Annotated in this window: 13 protein-coding genes and 1 other RNA gene; 2 read left to right on the top strand and 12 right to left on the bottom strand. The window is 62.6% G+C overall.

Annotation, left to right across the window (positions count from 1 at the left end):
- The 5 genes from NKJ08_RS22540 to mraZ all read right to left on the bottom strand — a co-directional run.
- The coding region (locus tag NKJ08_RS22540; protein WP_352783379.1) for a Mur ligase family protein at positions 1–816 on the bottom strand (816 nt) is incomplete at its 3' end.
- A gap of 54 nt (positions 817–870) precedes the next feature.
- Entirely contained in the window at positions 871–2,598 is a 1,728-nt protein-coding gene (locus NKJ08_RS22535; protein WP_352524267.1) for a peptidoglycan D,D-transpeptidase FtsI family protein, read from the bottom strand.
- Between the two features lie 14 nt (positions 2,599–2,612).
- The gene (gene ftsL, locus NKJ08_RS22530) at positions 2,613–2,990 is read right to left on the bottom strand and encodes a cell division protein FtsL (RefSeq protein ID WP_352524265.1); all 378 of its coding nucleotides are present in this window, start codon (positions 2,988–2,990) and stop codon (positions 2,613–2,615) included.
- 4 nt (positions 2,991–2,994) lie between these two features.
- On the bottom strand, positions 2,995–4,026 hold the full coding sequence (gene rsmH / locus NKJ08_RS22525) for a 16S rRNA (cytosine(1402)-N(4))-methyltransferase RsmH (RefSeq protein ID WP_352524264.1): 1,032 nt from the start codon (positions 4,024–4,026) through the stop codon (positions 2,995–2,997).
- Positions 4,023–4,481 carry a division/cell wall cluster transcriptional repressor MraZ gene (gene mraZ, locus NKJ08_RS22520; protein ID WP_254818997.1) on the bottom strand — a complete coding sequence of 153 codons (459 nt, stop codon included), beginning with the start codon at positions 4,479–4,481 and terminating at the stop codon, positions 4,023–4,025. The genes rsmH and mraZ overlap by 4 nt, the downstream gene beginning before the upstream one ends.
- 406 nt (positions 4,482–4,887) lie before the next feature.
- On the opposite strand from mraZ, the gene NKJ08_RS22515 reads away from it, so the two are divergent.
- A complete protein-coding gene (locus tag NKJ08_RS22515) occupies positions 4,888–6,003 on the top strand; it encodes a cystathionine gamma-lyase (RefSeq protein ID WP_352524262.1) in 1,116 nt (371 codons plus the stop codon).
- A gap of 8 nt (positions 6,004–6,011) precedes the next feature.
- On the opposite strand, the gene NKJ08_RS22510 is transcribed toward NKJ08_RS22515, so the two are convergent.
- The 7 genes from NKJ08_RS22510 to NKJ08_RS22480 form a co-directional block, all read right to left on the bottom strand.
- Positions 6,012–6,314, bottom strand: coding sequence for a type II toxin-antitoxin system RelE/ParE family toxin (locus tag NKJ08_RS22510; RefSeq protein ID WP_352524261.1), 303 nt, complete (start codon positions 6,312–6,314; stop codon positions 6,012–6,014).
- Entirely contained in the window at positions 6,311–6,586 is a 276-nt protein-coding gene (locus NKJ08_RS22505; protein ID WP_352524260.1) for a type II toxin-antitoxin system ParD family antitoxin, read from the bottom strand. The genes NKJ08_RS22510 and NKJ08_RS22505 overlap by 4 nt, the downstream gene beginning before the upstream one ends.
- A 153-nt stretch (positions 6,587–6,739) precedes the next feature.
- An RNA gene (gene rnpB / locus NKJ08_RS22500) (RNase P RNA component class A) lies at positions 6,740–7,137 on the bottom strand.
- Between the two features lie 60 nt (positions 7,138–7,197).
- Complete coding sequence (locus NKJ08_RS22495; protein WP_352524259.1) at positions 7,198–7,947, bottom strand: lytic transglycosylase domain-containing protein; 750 nt, start codon at positions 7,945–7,947, stop codon at positions 7,198–7,200.
- A gap of 185 nt (positions 7,948–8,132) precedes the next feature.
- Positions 8,133–8,900 (bottom strand): N-acetylmuramoyl-L-alanine amidase, encoded by a 768-nt coding sequence (locus tag NKJ08_RS22490; RefSeq protein WP_352524257.1) that lies wholly within the window; start codon positions 8,898–8,900, stop codon positions 8,133–8,135.
- Entirely contained in the window at positions 8,897–9,616 is a 720-nt protein-coding gene (locus tag NKJ08_RS22485) for a TerB family tellurite resistance protein (protein ID WP_352453144.1), read from the bottom strand. Before NKJ08_RS22485 ends, NKJ08_RS22490 begins: the two co-directional genes overlap by 4 nt.
- A gap of 322 nt (positions 9,617–9,938) precedes the next feature.
- On the bottom strand, positions 9,939–10,145 hold the full coding sequence (locus NKJ08_RS22480) for a hypothetical protein (RefSeq protein ID WP_254819002.1): 207 nt from the start codon (positions 10,143–10,145) through the stop codon (positions 9,939–9,941).
- A 177-nt stretch (positions 10,146–10,322) separates the two neighbouring features.
- Between NKJ08_RS22480 and NKJ08_RS22475 the strand changes: the two genes are divergently transcribed.
- Positions 10,323–14,192: a hydantoinase B/oxoprolinase family protein gene (locus tag NKJ08_RS22475; RefSeq protein ID WP_352783371.1), complete on the top strand. Its 3,870-nt coding sequence runs from the start codon at positions 10,323–10,325 to the stop codon at positions 14,190–14,192.
- Positions 14,193–14,211: the final 19 nt, after the last annotated feature.

Below are 14,211 nucleotides of genomic sequence, written 5' to 3'. Positions count from 1 at the left end.
CTCGTGCTCGACCCGCTTCAGCCGCAGGAAATCGCCGCGGCGGCCGACTGTCAGCACGTTCAGTCCCGCTACCCGCGCCGCCTGGATCGTCGGCTCCGCCCACGGGTCGTCGGCAAAGATCACGGCCGGCGCGCCCTTCGGCAGCAGCGCGTCGAACAGACGCAATTTGGCGCGATGATAGTCCTCGACCGTCGGATGGTAGTCCATGTGGTCGCGGCCGAGATTGGTGAAGCCGCCGGCCGCAAGCTTGACGCCGTCGAGCCGGCGCTGGTCGAGGCCATGGCTGGACGCTTCCATCGAGGCGTGGGTGACGCCGGCCTCCGCCAATTCCTCGAGCAGCCTGTGCAGCGCCACCGGATCGGGCGTGGTCAGCGAGCCGTATTCGTTGCGGCCCGGCGCCACCACGCCGGTCGTGCCGATCGAGGCGGCGGCGAAGCCCGCCTGCTCCCATATTTGCCGGGTGAATGCGGCGACAGAGGTCTTGCCGCTGGTGCCGGTCACCGCGACCATGGTTTGCGGTTGCTTGCCGAAATAACGGGCAGCACTCAGCGCCAGCGCAAGGCGCGGATCGTCGACCGAGAGAACCGGCACTGGCAGCCCGGCGACCACACTGCCCTTGCCGACCACGATCGCTGCAGCGCCGCGGCTCGCGGCATCGGCGGCATAGGCTGCGCCATCCGCCTTGGAGCCGGTGAGCGCGAAAAAGACGACACCCGGTGTTACCTGGCGGGAATCCGACGAAATCCCTGTAACCTCCATGTCGAAGGAAGCTGTCCCCTCGACAGGCAGGATACCGGCTAGATCTTTCAGCTTCATCGAACCCCGTTCATCGCAACAAAATAGCGCGCAGTTGCCGGCGCGCCCCAAGAATCACTGATAGGAAACCAGCGTTGCACCATTTTCATGGCTGAAATCTGGCTTCACGCCAAGCATGGAAGCCGCACGTCGGATGATGTTTGCAGCCATGATGCCCGCATTCGAGGCGGCCGTCGCGCCCATACCGGGCTTTTCCGGCTTCGGTTCGTCGGCGATCGTCAGCACTATGTATTGCGGATCGTCCATCGGGAAAGCCGCAACGAAGGCGTTGAAATTCTTTTCCTTGGAGTAACGGCCGTTGACGACCTTCTCCGCCGTTCCCGTCTTGCCGCCCACCCGGTATCCTGGCACCCGTGCATTGCGGCCGGATCCCTTTTCGGCATTGAGTGCATAGAGGTAGCGCATGCCCTCGACGGTCTTGTCGCTGACCACTTTCTTGGCCACCGCCATCGCCTGCTCCTGCGTGCGCGGCAGGAAAGTCGGGTCCATCAGATAGCCGCCATTCATCAGCGCGGCGCAGCCGACCGCCGTCTGCAGCGGCGTCGTCGACACACCGTGGCCGAAGGCGATGGTGATCGAATTGACCTGCTTCCAGACCTTGGGCTCGGTCGGCCGGGCGACTTCTGGCAGTTCGGTCTGCATCTTCTCGAGGATTCCCAGGCGATGCAGGAATTCGCGGTGTCCGTCGATGCCAACCGCTTCGGCTTCCTTGGCAGAGCCGATGTTGGATGAGTAGATGAACACTTCCGGCACCGACAGTACCCGGCCCTTGCCATGGAAATCATGGATGGTCTGATGGCCGATCCTGATCGGGCGCGATGCGTCGAAACGGCTTTGCAGCGTTATCTTGCCGGAATCGAGCGCCATGGCGGTGGTGAAGCTCTTGAAGGTCGACCCCATTTCGTAGAGGCCGGCCGACATACGGTTGAGCCGGTCCTTGTCCTGCGCGTTATAGGGGTTGTTCGGATCGAAATCCGGAACCGAGGCCATCGCCAGCACCTCGCCGGTCTTGACATTGAGAACGACGGCGCCCGCCGCGATCGCGTGGTATTTCTCCATGCCCGTGGCGACCTCGTCGCGTACGATATGCTGGACGCGCAGGTCGATCGAGAGTTGCACCGGCTTCAGATCCTTGGCTACCGCCAGGCCCGACGCCTGAAGGTCACTCAAGCCCTGTTCGTCGATGTATTTCTCCATGCCGGAGATGCCCTGATTATCGATGTTGGTGAGGCCGACAATGTAGGACGAGGTTTCGCCGGCCGGATAGAACCGGCGCTTTTCGGTGCGGAAGCCGAAGCCGGGGATGCCGAGTTGCATGATGTCGGCCTGCTGCTTCGGTGTCAGTTGGCGCTGCAGCCAGACGAAGCCGGCGCCGCTCTTCAACTTGTTGTATGTCTGCTCGTAGTCGATCTCGGGAAGCACCGTCGACAGTTTTTCGATCGCTTCGTCGGCGTCGACGATGCGGCGCGGTTCGGCAAACAGCGACGCCGTCTTGATGTCGGTCGCCAGCACTTCGCCGTTACGATCGACGATATCGGGTCGCGATGCCGTCACCCGGCTCTGCGGGCCGCCCGACAGGTCGGGATTCTGGAAACCCAGATAGACCAGCCGCCCGGCAATGGTCGAATAGATGCCGAAGAACACCGCCATCGTCATGACGATGCGGGTTCTGCCCTTGCCACCGGTCGCCTTGCGGGCACCTTCGACCACGATCGATCCGCCCGCGCCGGGCTTCGAACCGCGCTTCAGCAGCCTCCCAATCTTTGGAAATCTGGCGGCCATTGGAAATCCGGTGATCATTGGACGATGCCTCCAGTCACCACGGGATCCTTGCCGCCGATATCGGCCATGCCGCCCAGCCGCTGGGATGAAAGGTCCTCGATGTTGACGGGTTTCGCCGGCAGATCGTCCAGCCCGACGATCTGCCGCGCATTGACCGGCTCGAGTCCGAGTTGCGACTTGTAGAGCTCGGTCAGCTTCTGCAGGCGCGACGGCTGGGTAAGCAGGCTCCAGTCCGCCTTGAGCAGGTCGATCGTGTCCTCTTCATAGCGGATCTGCGCCTGGATCTTGTGCACTGCCGCTAGTTGCTCCTCGGCCTCGCGCTTGGTCTTGTAGGTCAGGGCAGCCGCCGAGACCATGACGGCGATCAGGACTATGTCGCTGGTACGAAACACGTGCTCACCTCTCTCCCGGTCGATCGACACCGGGAAGCTTTGGGCCAGGCAGTTTTGGCAGGCCGAAAATCGAAAAATCGCCAGGGCGCACCGGCGCCTCTGTACGGATCGCAGCGCGCAGCCTTGCCGAGCGCGCCCGCGGATTGGCCGATATCTCGGCATCGCCAGGCGTCACGCCGCTGCCCTTCTTCGTGAAGGTGGCGGTGCGCGCCTGCGCCTCGGGCAGATGCCGCGATCCGGTCGCTGAATCCGCACGGTCGGCGATGAAGCGCTTCACGATGCGGTCCTCCAAGGAATGGAACGTCACCACCGCAAGCCGCCCACCCGGTTTCAGCGCGCGCTCGGCGGCAAACAGCGCCTTGGCCAGTTCGCCGAGCTCGTCATTGACGAAGATGCGCAACGCCTGGAAAACGCGGGTGGCCGGATGGATCTTGTCTTTCGGCGCGCGGCCGATATGCGTCTCGATGGCATCGGCAAGGTCGAGCGTGCGCTCGAAGGGGCGTTTTTCGCGACGGCTCTCGATCATACGGGCGATGCGCCCAGCATGGCGTTCCTCGCCGAGAAAACCGAAGATGCGGGCAAGATCGCCCACCTTGAAGGTGTTGACGACGTCGGCGGCGCTCAGGCCCGCCTGCGCCATGCGCATGTCGAGCGGTCCATCGGCGCGGAATGAAAAGCCGCGCTCCGGCTGGTCGATCTGCATGGAGGAGATGCCGATGTCGAGCACGACGCCATCGGCACTTTCAACCTGCTCGTCAAGCGTCGAGAACGGTGCCTGGACAAGCCTGAGCCTGCCGCCCGACTGCTGTTCAAGGGCCCGCCCCGCTGCGATCGCATCCGGATCGCGGTCGATGGCGACGACCGAGGCTCCGCTTGCCAGAATGGCCTTCGTGTAGCCGCCGGCACCGAACGTGCCGTCGACGATCACCTCGCCTTCTGTCGGCGACAAAGCCTCCAGCACTTCGGCAAGGAGGACCGGAATATGACGGGCTGGTCCGCCAACAGCATGAACTTCATCGCCGTCGCCCGCCATCATTCCGGCCGCTCCCCAGGCTTCGTCCCCTGCCGAAGCTGCAAAAGCCGGGCGCGTGCTTCCGTCCCATAGGCACTGAGCCGTCCCGGCTCCCAGATCTGAAAGAAATTGCCGCGGCCAACGAAGGCCACTTCCGCTGAAATGCCGGTATGCTCGCGAATGAAATCGCTCATCGTGATACGGCCATCCTGGTCGAGCTTCAGAAACGTTCCATCGCCATGGCAGAAGAACGACATGTCGTCCGCCGTCTGCAGGAACGGGTCTTCCTGCGCGATGCGCTGCTCGTAGCGATCGAGCAGGTCGAGCCCACCAACATCCATCGCCGGGCGATCCAGGCAGCGTAGCGCATAAAGTTCCGAATAGCCGCGTTTCTGCACAACGGCACGGAAATGTGCCGGCACGGACACCCGCCCCTTCGCATCGATCCTGTTCACCGCGTTCGACAGAAACCGGTCCATTACGCGTTACGGCCGCTTGCGCCGCCGCACCCCTCTGCATCTTCCCGTCCGCGCCGCCGCGGCCCGGTCGCTGCCCAAAACGCACTTCGTTATGACGGGCGAACGCAGGCAAACGCGCAGCCGCCGCGGCTGCCCGATTGGCGTACGCTTCACCCTGACACGGAACGAAGGCTTGAGTATCGGAATGGGATATCATGGGGTGTTATGGGCGTCAACGGGAACAGTCTTCAAAACGCGCCTGCCACGACTGGGGAGAGCAGCTTTGACGGCACTCAGGTCTTTATCCTCTATTAAGCCTAACGAAGAGTTTAGACCCGTGTGGTCCAACCGGAGGCGGCTTGCTGCGGCTCGCTGCCGCGCATAGCTTCGGCATCTCCATTTCCGGTCAGTAACGAGGTTTGAAATCATGTCCGAAACAGCCAAGTCACGCGCCGCGGCACTTCCCCATCTGCGTCGCGGCAGGCTTGCCAAGGGCGACCCAATCCCCTTGCCCCTGACCATGGCCGCCATTTTCCACGCGCCCGGCGATGCCACTGGCTTCGATCAATATGGCCGCTTCAGCAATCCGACCTGGGATGCGGTCGAGCACATGCTGGCGCATCTGGAGGACGCCCCATGCGTCGCCTTTCCCTCGGGAATGGCTGCAATCTCGGCGGTGTTTTTCGGCCTGCTCAAAGCCGGCGACCGTATCCTGCTGCCGTCCGACGGTTATCATACGACGAGAGCGCTGGCAGACCGCTTCCTGAAATCCTTTGGCGTCGCCTACGATGTCCGGCCGACATCGAGCTTCCTCGACGGCGGCTTTGACGGGTATCAGCTTGCCTTCGTCGAAACGCCCGCCAATCCAGGACTGGATATATGCGACATCGCAGCCGTCGCCGAAGCCGTGCACAAAGCGGGTGCGGTGCTTGTGGTCGACAACACGACGATGACGCCTTTCGGGCAACGACCGCTCGATCTCGGTGCCGATATCGTCATTGCTGCCGACACCAAGGCGCCTAACGGTCATTCCGATGTGCTGTTCGGCCATGTCGCCAGCCGCAACGCGGATATTATCTCGAGGGTGACCGACTGGCGCGAGACGTCGGGCGCCATCCCCGGGCCGTTCGAGACATGGCTGGTCCATCGCGGCCTCGAAACGCTGGACGTGCGTTTCGACCGCATGTGCGCTTCCGCCGAGATGATAGCGCGACGGCTGAAAAACCATCGCGCGGTCAACGGCTTGCGCTTTCCGGGACTGGAAAGCGACCCGTCGCACAATCTTGCCCGCGCCCAGATGGAGCGTTTCGGTTTTCTCATCTCGTTCGCGCTTGCCTCGGAGGACAAAGCCGAGGATTTCATCAACAACTGCGCCTTGATGCAGGCAGCGACTTCGTTCGGCGGCGTGCACACTTCGGCCGAACGGCGCGCAAAAAGAGGAGACGCCGTTCCGCCCGGCTTCGTTCGCCTGTCGGTCGGCTGCGAACCTGTGGAAGAGCTTTGGCAGGCGATCGAGGCGTCGCTAGACGCAGTCGCTAGCTGAATCGGCAATCACGAACTCAGATCGCCGGCCTCGATCTTGCGCCGGCCGTGCAGCACGCGAACGATTTCGATCGCCTCTTCACTGACGCGGTACAGGGTGAGGTATTCGCCGACGATCAGATGACGGATTCCAGTCGCGATGTCTTCGCGCGGCGCACCTGAGAAGGGATAAGTGGCCACTTGCTGCCAGCGGGCTTCGATCCGATCGAGCAATCGATCGGCTGCAGCCTCGTTGTCTTGCGCAACATGAATCCAGATCGCGATCAAATCCTCTTCCGCATTTGCGGTTCGGATGATGGGCAGCAAATTCATGCCGCGCTGTTGGGTTTCAATCGTCTCCGCGCTTCGGCCTTGATTTCGTTAATCGACGCAAACCGTCCCGGCCCGCTGTCGATCCCCTCCTGCACCAGCTTGCGCAATTCCTCGACCGTGTAGCCGAGCAGGTCGCGCCGGTCCTTCCATTGCCTCAGCGCGTCGCGGATCACCTCGCTCGCCGAGGCATATTCGCCGGCGGCGACCACGTCGTCGACCGCCGCCGCCAGTTCCGGCGACAGCGTGATGCTGCGTTTATCGACCTGGCCCATGACGCGCTCCTGAATACCGCCATCCAAATGGTACGATTTAATCGCACCATTTTCAAGGACTGTCACACTCGATTGCCGGGTCGAAAGTGAAACAACAGCTGCGCCCGAAGGGCGCAACCTGCTGATTTCAGACGACTTGCTTTTATCGGGGAAACTGCCAGCTGGCCTGTAAGCCGGGTTCTGTATGGCCCTCGCCCCTTGCGGGGCGAGAACGTGGCGGCCATTCATCTTGGGCGCATGTTGCCATGCGCCTCACGCAACCTACCCGGACGGTGAGCCGGAAACAGCCCTCGAGGGTTGCCCCTCGCACCGTCCCTATTCGGTCTTGCTCCCGGTGGGGTTTACCGTGCCGCTCCTGTTGCCAGTCGCGCGGTGGGCTCTTACCCCACCCTTTCACCCTTGCCACGAGAGATCGTGGCGGTTTGCTTTCTGTGGCACTTTCCCTGGGGTCGCCCCCGCCGGCCATTAACCGGCACCGTGTCTCCATGGAGCCCGGACTTTCCTCACCCGCAGCCTTTCGGCTTCGCGGGTGCGGCCGCCCGGCCAGCTGGCAAGGCGTATAAAGGGGTTCAGGCCGGAAAACGCAAACGAAAAAGCAAGTTTATCGCCCGTCAGGCGGGCGCTCCAAGTGCTGCCAGCTGCACCTTGACCTTGCCGCAATAGGCTGCGGACACCGGGTTCATCCGTGTGGCGCCATGGCCGGCATTGTATTTCAGGATCGTGCCGCAGGTCGTGCCGCCGCCGAGATCCCGCGCCATGGCGAGGTACTTCATGCCGTATTTGATGTTGGTGTCGGGATCGTAGAGACCCTGAACCGAACCGCTGTAGCCCATCATCCGCGCCGTCGCCGGCTTGATCTGCATCAGGCCGATCTCGCCGGCGCTGCCGACCTGGTTCGGCTGGTAATTGCTCTCGATCTTGATGACGGCATTGGCGAGCGACACCGGCACGCCATAGCTGACTGCATAACGCGCAATGATCGCCGAATACTGTCCGCTGCCGCCGACGACCGCCGCCTTGGGCGCCGCCCTGCTCTTCGGGCCGACCGATGCCGTTGCCATGTGGTCGATGCGTTTGCGGTTACGCTTCACATGCTGTTTGGAGATTGTCTTTCTTGCAGCGGCTGGCTTTTTCGCAGCGGCTGGCTTTTTCGTCTTTATCGCGGCCGCTTTTTCCACTTTTGCGGTGGCGGTCTTCTCCACTTTTGCACCACGGGTGGCTTTCGGCATGGCGGTTTTGCCGGCTGCGGCACTGAAGCCCTGATCGGCCCGCTGGCTCAGCGGCGCGCTGTTCGCCGCACTGAAGGCAAAAGTCATTACGCCGGCAGCAATGGCTGCCGTTAAAACGGTCAATTTCTGCATGTGATCCTGTTCTGTTTGATCTGCACAAAGAACTTCGCGCAGATACCCTCAATCAACATCGGAACATCTTGGGGGATAGAGGTCCGACAATCTGTACGGATCGCCTTTGACGACCGAATTGGCGTCAAAGAAGGCGAGGCAAGTCACTTTGAGTAACAGATTGTAACTTTTAAGCTTGGGAAAGACTATTTGGGAGAAGCTATCCTTACGGAAGCGAGCAGCCTTTCCAGTGTGCGGATCGTCGATCCGTCAGCCACGCCATCGACCAAGCGCTGCCGGAAATGCCGTTGAAATGCCGCAACCACGATTTCGGTCTGCCGGTCGAAGGCGCCGGTGATCTCGACGCCATAACCATAGAGTACCAGCATCGACTGCAGCGCCTCGACCTCGGCGCCGGTATCGCCTGGCTTCAGCACGGCGCCGCGCCGGATCGGTGCTGCCGGCACAACATGGCCGACACCGGCGGCAAACAAGGCTTTCCATGGAAATTTCTCGCCCGGATCGACCTTGCGCCCCGGTGCCACGTCGGAATGGGCGAGCACCCGCTGTGCTGGAATGGAATGGCGCTCGATGATGCCGGCGCACAGGCCGATCACCGCGCCGATCTGCCGTTTTGGAAAGTTGCGATAGCCGAGCGTATGCCCTGGATTGACGATCTCGATGCCGATCGAACAGGAGTTGACGTCGCTCAGCCGGAACCACGAACTCTTGCCGGCATGCCAGGCACGGTCGCTTTCCCTTACCATCTGAACGATGCGGCCGTCCTCATGGACCAGGTAATGCGACGACACCTCACTTGCCGGATCGCACAACCATGCCTCGGCACCGGCGCCGGTCGCCATGCCGGTGTAGTGCAGCACGATCATGTCGGGTCTGAGCGTCCCGCGCCGTGGTCCGAAATTCGGCGATACCCTGACCTCGGCGCTCGGCTCGTCGGGCAGGAAGCCGCTCATGCGTGCCGCAGGCCTCGCTCGATCATCTCATAGGCCGCGTTGATCGCCGCCAGCCTGGTCGTCGCGATCTTGATGAATTCCTGCGGCAGGCCGCGCGCGATCAGCCGGTCCGGATGATTGTCGGAGACCAGCTTGCGGTAACGCCTGCGGACCTCCTCGAACGGCTTCCCACGCTCGATGCCGAGCACAACATAAGGATCGGCGGCACCCAGATCGACATGCCGCGCCAGGATGCTCTGGTAATGCGCCTCGTCGATGCGGAAGATCTCGGCGATGCGATGCAGGAATTGGCCCTCGCGCTCATGCACCAGCCCGTCGGCCTTGGCGATGTGGAACAGCCCGTCGAGTATGTCCTCCAGCATCAGGCAATTCGAATGGCCCGAACCGCAAAGCTGTGCCATCCGCTCGGCATAGGTCTCGAAGCCGGCAATGTCGCGCTTGGCCAAATCGTAGAGCCGCGCCACATTGCGCCTCTGTTCCTTCGGCACCTCGAATATTTCCTGGAAGGCGCGCACCTCGTCTTGCGTGACGATGCCGTCGGCCTTGGCCATCTTGGCCGACAGCGCGATCATCGCCACCGAGAAGGCGACGCGCCGGCGCAAGTCGGCATCGCCGGAGAAAACCGTGCGCACGGCTTCGACCACTTCGGCGACGCCTGACGACGCTGAAGATGAAACGCGTGTGACGAAGTCGCCGAGGCGGTCCCAAATCGACATGACGGCTTCATAGGGCCAACCGCCCATCGCTATCAAGCCAAGACAGTGCCGCAGGGGCTGGCCCAATCGATTTGGCGGAATGCCTGAGGCGGCTGGCGCTAGTGCTCACCCATGGAAAATCCGCAAACGGCAGTTGCGGCGCGCAAACGATGAGCCCGGCGATTCGCCTTGGTATCGTCATTTCGGCGGCATGTGAGGGGGCGAGGCAGTACTTTTCGCGTTGCGGTTACCAGCGTCGTCGCGCTCGGCCGCAAGGCGCGGGTCTCGTAAGCAAAAGAAAGGCCGGCGTGTGAGGCCGGCCTTTCCTGGTTTGTGAGATTGACTACTGCGCCGGGGCAGCCGGCGCAGGAGCAGGTGCCGGAGCCGGCTCGGCAGGCTTGTTTGCGTCAGGAGCAGCCGGCTTCATCGTCTGGTCGGATGCCGGCGGGTTGGTGCTCTGCGTCGTGGTGGTATCGGTGCCGCTGTCGCTGCAGGCTGCAACGCCAAGCAAGGCAAGCGCCGAAACCGACGCAAGAATGAGTTTCTTCATGATATCTCTCCTCTAATCACGCCTCCGTTACCGGCGACGGTCCAGGACACAATGCATCAGGCCATGATGAGTTTCGTAACGTTGCGTTTCCGCATGTAACATCAAGCGCTTGGCCGTTGCCGGACAACGCGTTGAGCACTAACAGCATGCATGGATGAAAATGCCGGAGGCGCTGCCATGACCGCAAAATGGGATTTCTGGATCGACCGCGGCGGCACCTTCACCGACGTCATCGGTCGAGGCCCGGAAGGCGGACTGCATCCAAGGAAACTCCTTTCGGAAAATCCGGAAGCCTATGCCGACGCCGCCATCCAAGGCATTCGCGAACTGCTCGGCGTCCAGCCCGGCGCTCCAATCCCCTCCGCTCTGATCGGCGATGTCAAAATGGGCACCACGGTCGCCACCAATGCGCTCCTCGAGCGCAAGGGCGACCGGGTGCTGCTGCTCATCACCAAAGGCTTTCGCGACGCGCTGCGGATCGCCTATCAAGCCAGGCCCGATATCTTTGCCAAGCAGATCATCCTTCCCGAACAGCTCTACGAGCGTGTCATCGAAGTCGATGAGCGCGTGCGCGCCGACGGCTGTGTCGAACGCCTGCTCGACGTCGCTTCCGTGCGCCTGGCCATCAAACAGGCCAAGGCTGACGGCATCGATGCGGTCGCGATCGTCTTCATGCATGCCTGGAAACATCCCGATCACGAAAGAGCAGTTGCGACGGTCTGCAGAAAACTCGGGTTTTCGCAGGTCTCGGTCAGTCACAAGGTTTCGCCGCTGATCAAGCTGGTCGGCCGCGGCGACACCACGGTGGTCGACGCCTATCTGTCGCCGATCCTGGCAAGGTATGTGCAAAGGGTTGGTCGAGAGCTCGGCGTTTTCTCCCCCCTCAAGGGGGAGATGTCGGCGAAGCCGACAGAGGGGGTCATCTCAGAAGGGACCGCCACAACGTCGAATCCGGTCGATCCGACGCCACCCGGCGGCTTCGCCGCCACCCTCCCCTCAAGGGGGAGGGAAACAGCCCGCCTCATGTTCATGATGTCGTCGGGCGGCCTCACCGCCGCCGATATGTTCCAGGGTAAGGATGCGCTGTTGTCCGGGCCGGCCGGCGGCGTCGTCGGCATGGTCGAGACCGCAAAGCTCGCCGGTTTCGGCAAGGTCATCGGCTTCGATATGGGCGGTACTTCGACCGATGTCGCCCACTATGATGGCGATTACGAGCGCACCTTCGACACCGAGGTCGCCGGCGTGCGTATCCGCGCGCCGATGATGCGCATCCATACGGTCGCCGCCGGCGGCGGCTCGATCCTGCATTACGAGGCCGGCCGCTTTCGCGCCGGGCCGGATTCGGCCGGCGCCAATCCCGGCCCGGCCGCCTACCGGCGCGGCGGTCCGCTGGCCGTCACCGACGCCAACGTCATGCTGGGCAAACTGCAGCCCGAGTTCTTCCCGGCCATTTTTGGACCGGGCCAGGACGAACCGCTCGACGTGCAGACGGTTCGCGAAAAATTCACCGCACTTGCCGCCGAAATCGGCGACGGCCGCCCAGCGGAAGCCGTGGCCGAAGGGTTCGTCACCATCGCCGTCGAAAACATGGCCAACGCCATCAAGAAGATTTCCGTGCAGCGCGGCTACGACGTCACCGAATACCTCCTGAACTGTTTCGGCGGCGCCGGCGGCCAGCATGCTTGCCTGGTCGCCGATGCGCTCGGCATGGAGGCGGTGATGATCCATCCCTTCTCCGGCCTGCTTTCGGCCTATGGCATCGGCCTGTCCTCAGTGTTTGCGTCACGTCAGCAGGCGCTGCTGAAGCCGCTGGTGGACGACTCCAGGGCGACGATCGATGAGATCATCGCAACGCTGCGCAAAGCCGTCATCGACGAACTCGCCGCGCAAGGCATCACCGAAGACGCGGTCGCCGCGAAGCCGGTGCTGCAGATCCGCTATGACGGCACCGATACAGCACTGCCCGTGAATTTCGAGCACGGTTCGATCGCACAGGCCAAGGCGGACTTTGAAACAGCGCACAAGGCGCAGTTCGGTTTCGTCTATGACGACAAGCCGATGATCGTCGAATCGGTCGGCATAGAAGGCACCGATACCGGCGGCACCGGCCGCGACGAAAGCGATTCAGTTGTTGAAGACGTGGCCGCAAGTCCTTCCGGGACTCGGAAAATCTTCGTCGATGGCGCATGGCGCGATGCCGGCATCTTCCCTCGTCAAACGCTGAAGCCCGGTAACAAGACCGTCGGCCCCGCTTTGATCATCGAGCCGAACCAGACCATCGTCGTCGAGCCGGGCTGGCAGGCCGAGATCACCGCCAAGAACCACGTACTGATGCGCCGCATCGAGAAAAAGCGCCGGCAGGCTGCACTCGGCACCGAAGCCGATCCGGTGATGCTGGAGGTTTTCAACAACCTGTTCATGTCGATCGCCGAGCAGATGGGCGTGACGCTGCAGAACACCGCCTACTCGGTCAACATCAAGGAGCGGCTCGATTTCTCCTGTGCCGTTTTCGATCGGAATGGCGCGCTGGTCGCCAACGCGCCGCACATGCCGGTGCATCTCGGTTCCATGGACCGCTCGGTGGAAACCATCATCCGGCTGAACTCCGGCGATATTCACCCCGGCGACGTCTTTGCGCTGAATGCCCCTTACAATGGCGGCACGCATCTGCCTGATATCACAGTGGTAACGCCGGTGTTTTCCCTCCCCCTTGAGGGGAGGGTGGCCGCGGAGCGGCCGGGTGGGGTCGCTGGGGCAGTGCTCGACGTTCCGGCGGTGCCTTCTGAGGAGACCCCCACCGCCGCCGTCGGCGGCACCTCCCCCTCAAGGGGGGAGGAGATCCTCTTCTACGTCGCCTCGCGCGGCCACCATGCCGACATCGGCGGCACGGCGCCCGGCTCGATGACGCCGCTCGCCACCACCGTCGACGAGGAAGGCGTGCTGTTCGACAATTTCCGCATTGTCGATCGCGGCCGGTTCCGCGAAAAGGAACTGGAAACGCTGCTCACCGACCACCCCTACCCGGCACGCAATCCGCACCAGAACATCGCCGACCTCAAGGCGCAGATCGCCGCCAACGAAAAGGGCGTCGCCGAGCTGCGCAAGATGGTCGCGCATTTCGGCCTCGACGTGGTCGAAGCCTATATGGGGCATGTTCAGGACAACGCCGCCGAAAGCGTGCGCCGCGTGCTGGAGCGGCTGCCCGACCGTTCCGAATACGAATATCCGACCGACACCGGCCAGGTGATCAAGGTAAAAATCACTATCGACCGGCAGAAGCGCGAAGCCACCGTCGACTTCACCGGCACGTCGCCGGTCATGAAGAACAATTTCAACGCCCCCGAGCCGGTCGCCCGTGCCGCGGTGCTTTATGCCTTCCGCGTCATGGTCGAAGACAACATCCCGATGAATGCCGGATGTCTGCGGCCGATCAACATCATCGTCCCCGACGGCTCGATGCTGAAGCCCGTCTATCCCGCGGCAGTCGTCGCCGGTAATGTCGAGACTTCGCAGCACGTCACCAACGCGCTGTTCGGCGCGATGGGGGCGATGGCCAATGCGCAAGGCACGATGAACAATCTCACCTTCGGCAACAAGCAGTACCAGTATTACGAGACGATCTGCTCGGGCTCGCCGGCCGGCCGGATGAACAATGGCCGTGGTTTTGCCGGCACCTCCGGCGTCCACACCCATATGACCAATTCGCGCCTCACCGATCCGGAAGTGCTGGAACTGCGTTTCCCGGTATTGCTCGAGGATTTCCATATCCGCGAAGGCTCCGGCGGCAAAGGCAAATGGAGCGCCGGCGACGGCACCAAGCGCACCATCCGCTTCCTCGAAAAGATGGAATGCGCGATCCTGTCTTCGCATCGCAACCGCCCGCCGCAGGGACTGGACGGAGGCGGCGACGGCGAGGCCGGTTCGACCAAGGTCCGCCGCAAGGATGGCGCGATCGAGGCGCTGAAAGCTTGCGACCAGACGGTTCTCGACGCCGGCGACGCCGTCATCGTGACGACGCCCACCCCGGGCGGATTTGGCAAGGCATAAAGAGCCTGTCACCGGCCTG

Origin of the sequence: Mesorhizobium sp. M0244 (genome assembly GCF_040321795.1) — a bacterium.
Lineage (GTDB): Bacteria > Pseudomonadota > Alphaproteobacteria > Rhizobiales > Rhizobiaceae > Mesorhizobium.
The sequence above is the reverse complement of the archived record's forward strand: the minus strand, read 5'-3'. Positions and strand labels throughout refer to the sequence as shown.

Bases quoted from the DNA above. Each gene is read 5' to 3' on its own strand.
- mraZ (WP_254818997.1), bottom strand. From the start codon at position 4,481: ATGGACCGGTTTCTGTCGAACGCGGTGAACAGGATCGATGCGAAGGGG.
- NKJ08_RS22485 (WP_352453144.1), bottom strand. From the start codon at position 9,616: ATGTCGATTTGGGACCGCCTCGGCGACTTCGTCACACGCGTTTCATCT.
- rsmH (WP_352524264.1), bottom strand. From the start codon at position 4,026: ATGATGGCGGGCGACGGCGATGAAGTTCATGCTGTTGGCGGACCAGCC.
- NKJ08_RS22490 (WP_352524257.1), bottom strand. From the start codon at position 8,900: ATGAGCGGCTTCCTGCCCGACGAGCCGAGCGCCGAGGTCAGGGTATCG.
- NKJ08_RS22535 (WP_352524267.1), bottom strand. From the start codon at position 2,598: ATGGCCGCCAGATTTCCAAAGATTGGGAGGCTGCTGAAGCGCGGTTCG.
- NKJ08_RS22510 (WP_352524261.1), bottom strand. From the start codon at position 6,314: ATGAATTTGCTGCCCATCATCCGAACCGCAAATGCGGAAGAGGATTTG.
- NKJ08_RS22475 (WP_352783371.1), top strand. From the start codon at position 10,323: ATGACCGCAAAATGGGATTTCTGGATCGACCGCGGCGGCACCTTCACC.
- NKJ08_RS22480 (WP_254819002.1), bottom strand. From the start codon at position 10,145: ATGAAGAAACTCATTCTTGCGTCGGTTTCGGCGCTTGCCTTGCTTGGC.
- NKJ08_RS22495 (WP_352524259.1), bottom strand. From the start codon at position 7,947: ATGCAGAAATTGACCGTTTTAACGGCAGCCATTGCTGCCGGCGTAATG.
- NKJ08_RS22515 (WP_352524262.1), top strand. From the start codon at position 4,888: ATGTCCGAAACAGCCAAGTCACGCGCCGCGGCACTTCCCCATCTGCGT.
- NKJ08_RS22505 (WP_352524260.1), bottom strand. From the start codon at position 6,586: ATGGGCCAGGTCGATAAACGCAGCATCACGCTGTCGCCGGAACTGGCG.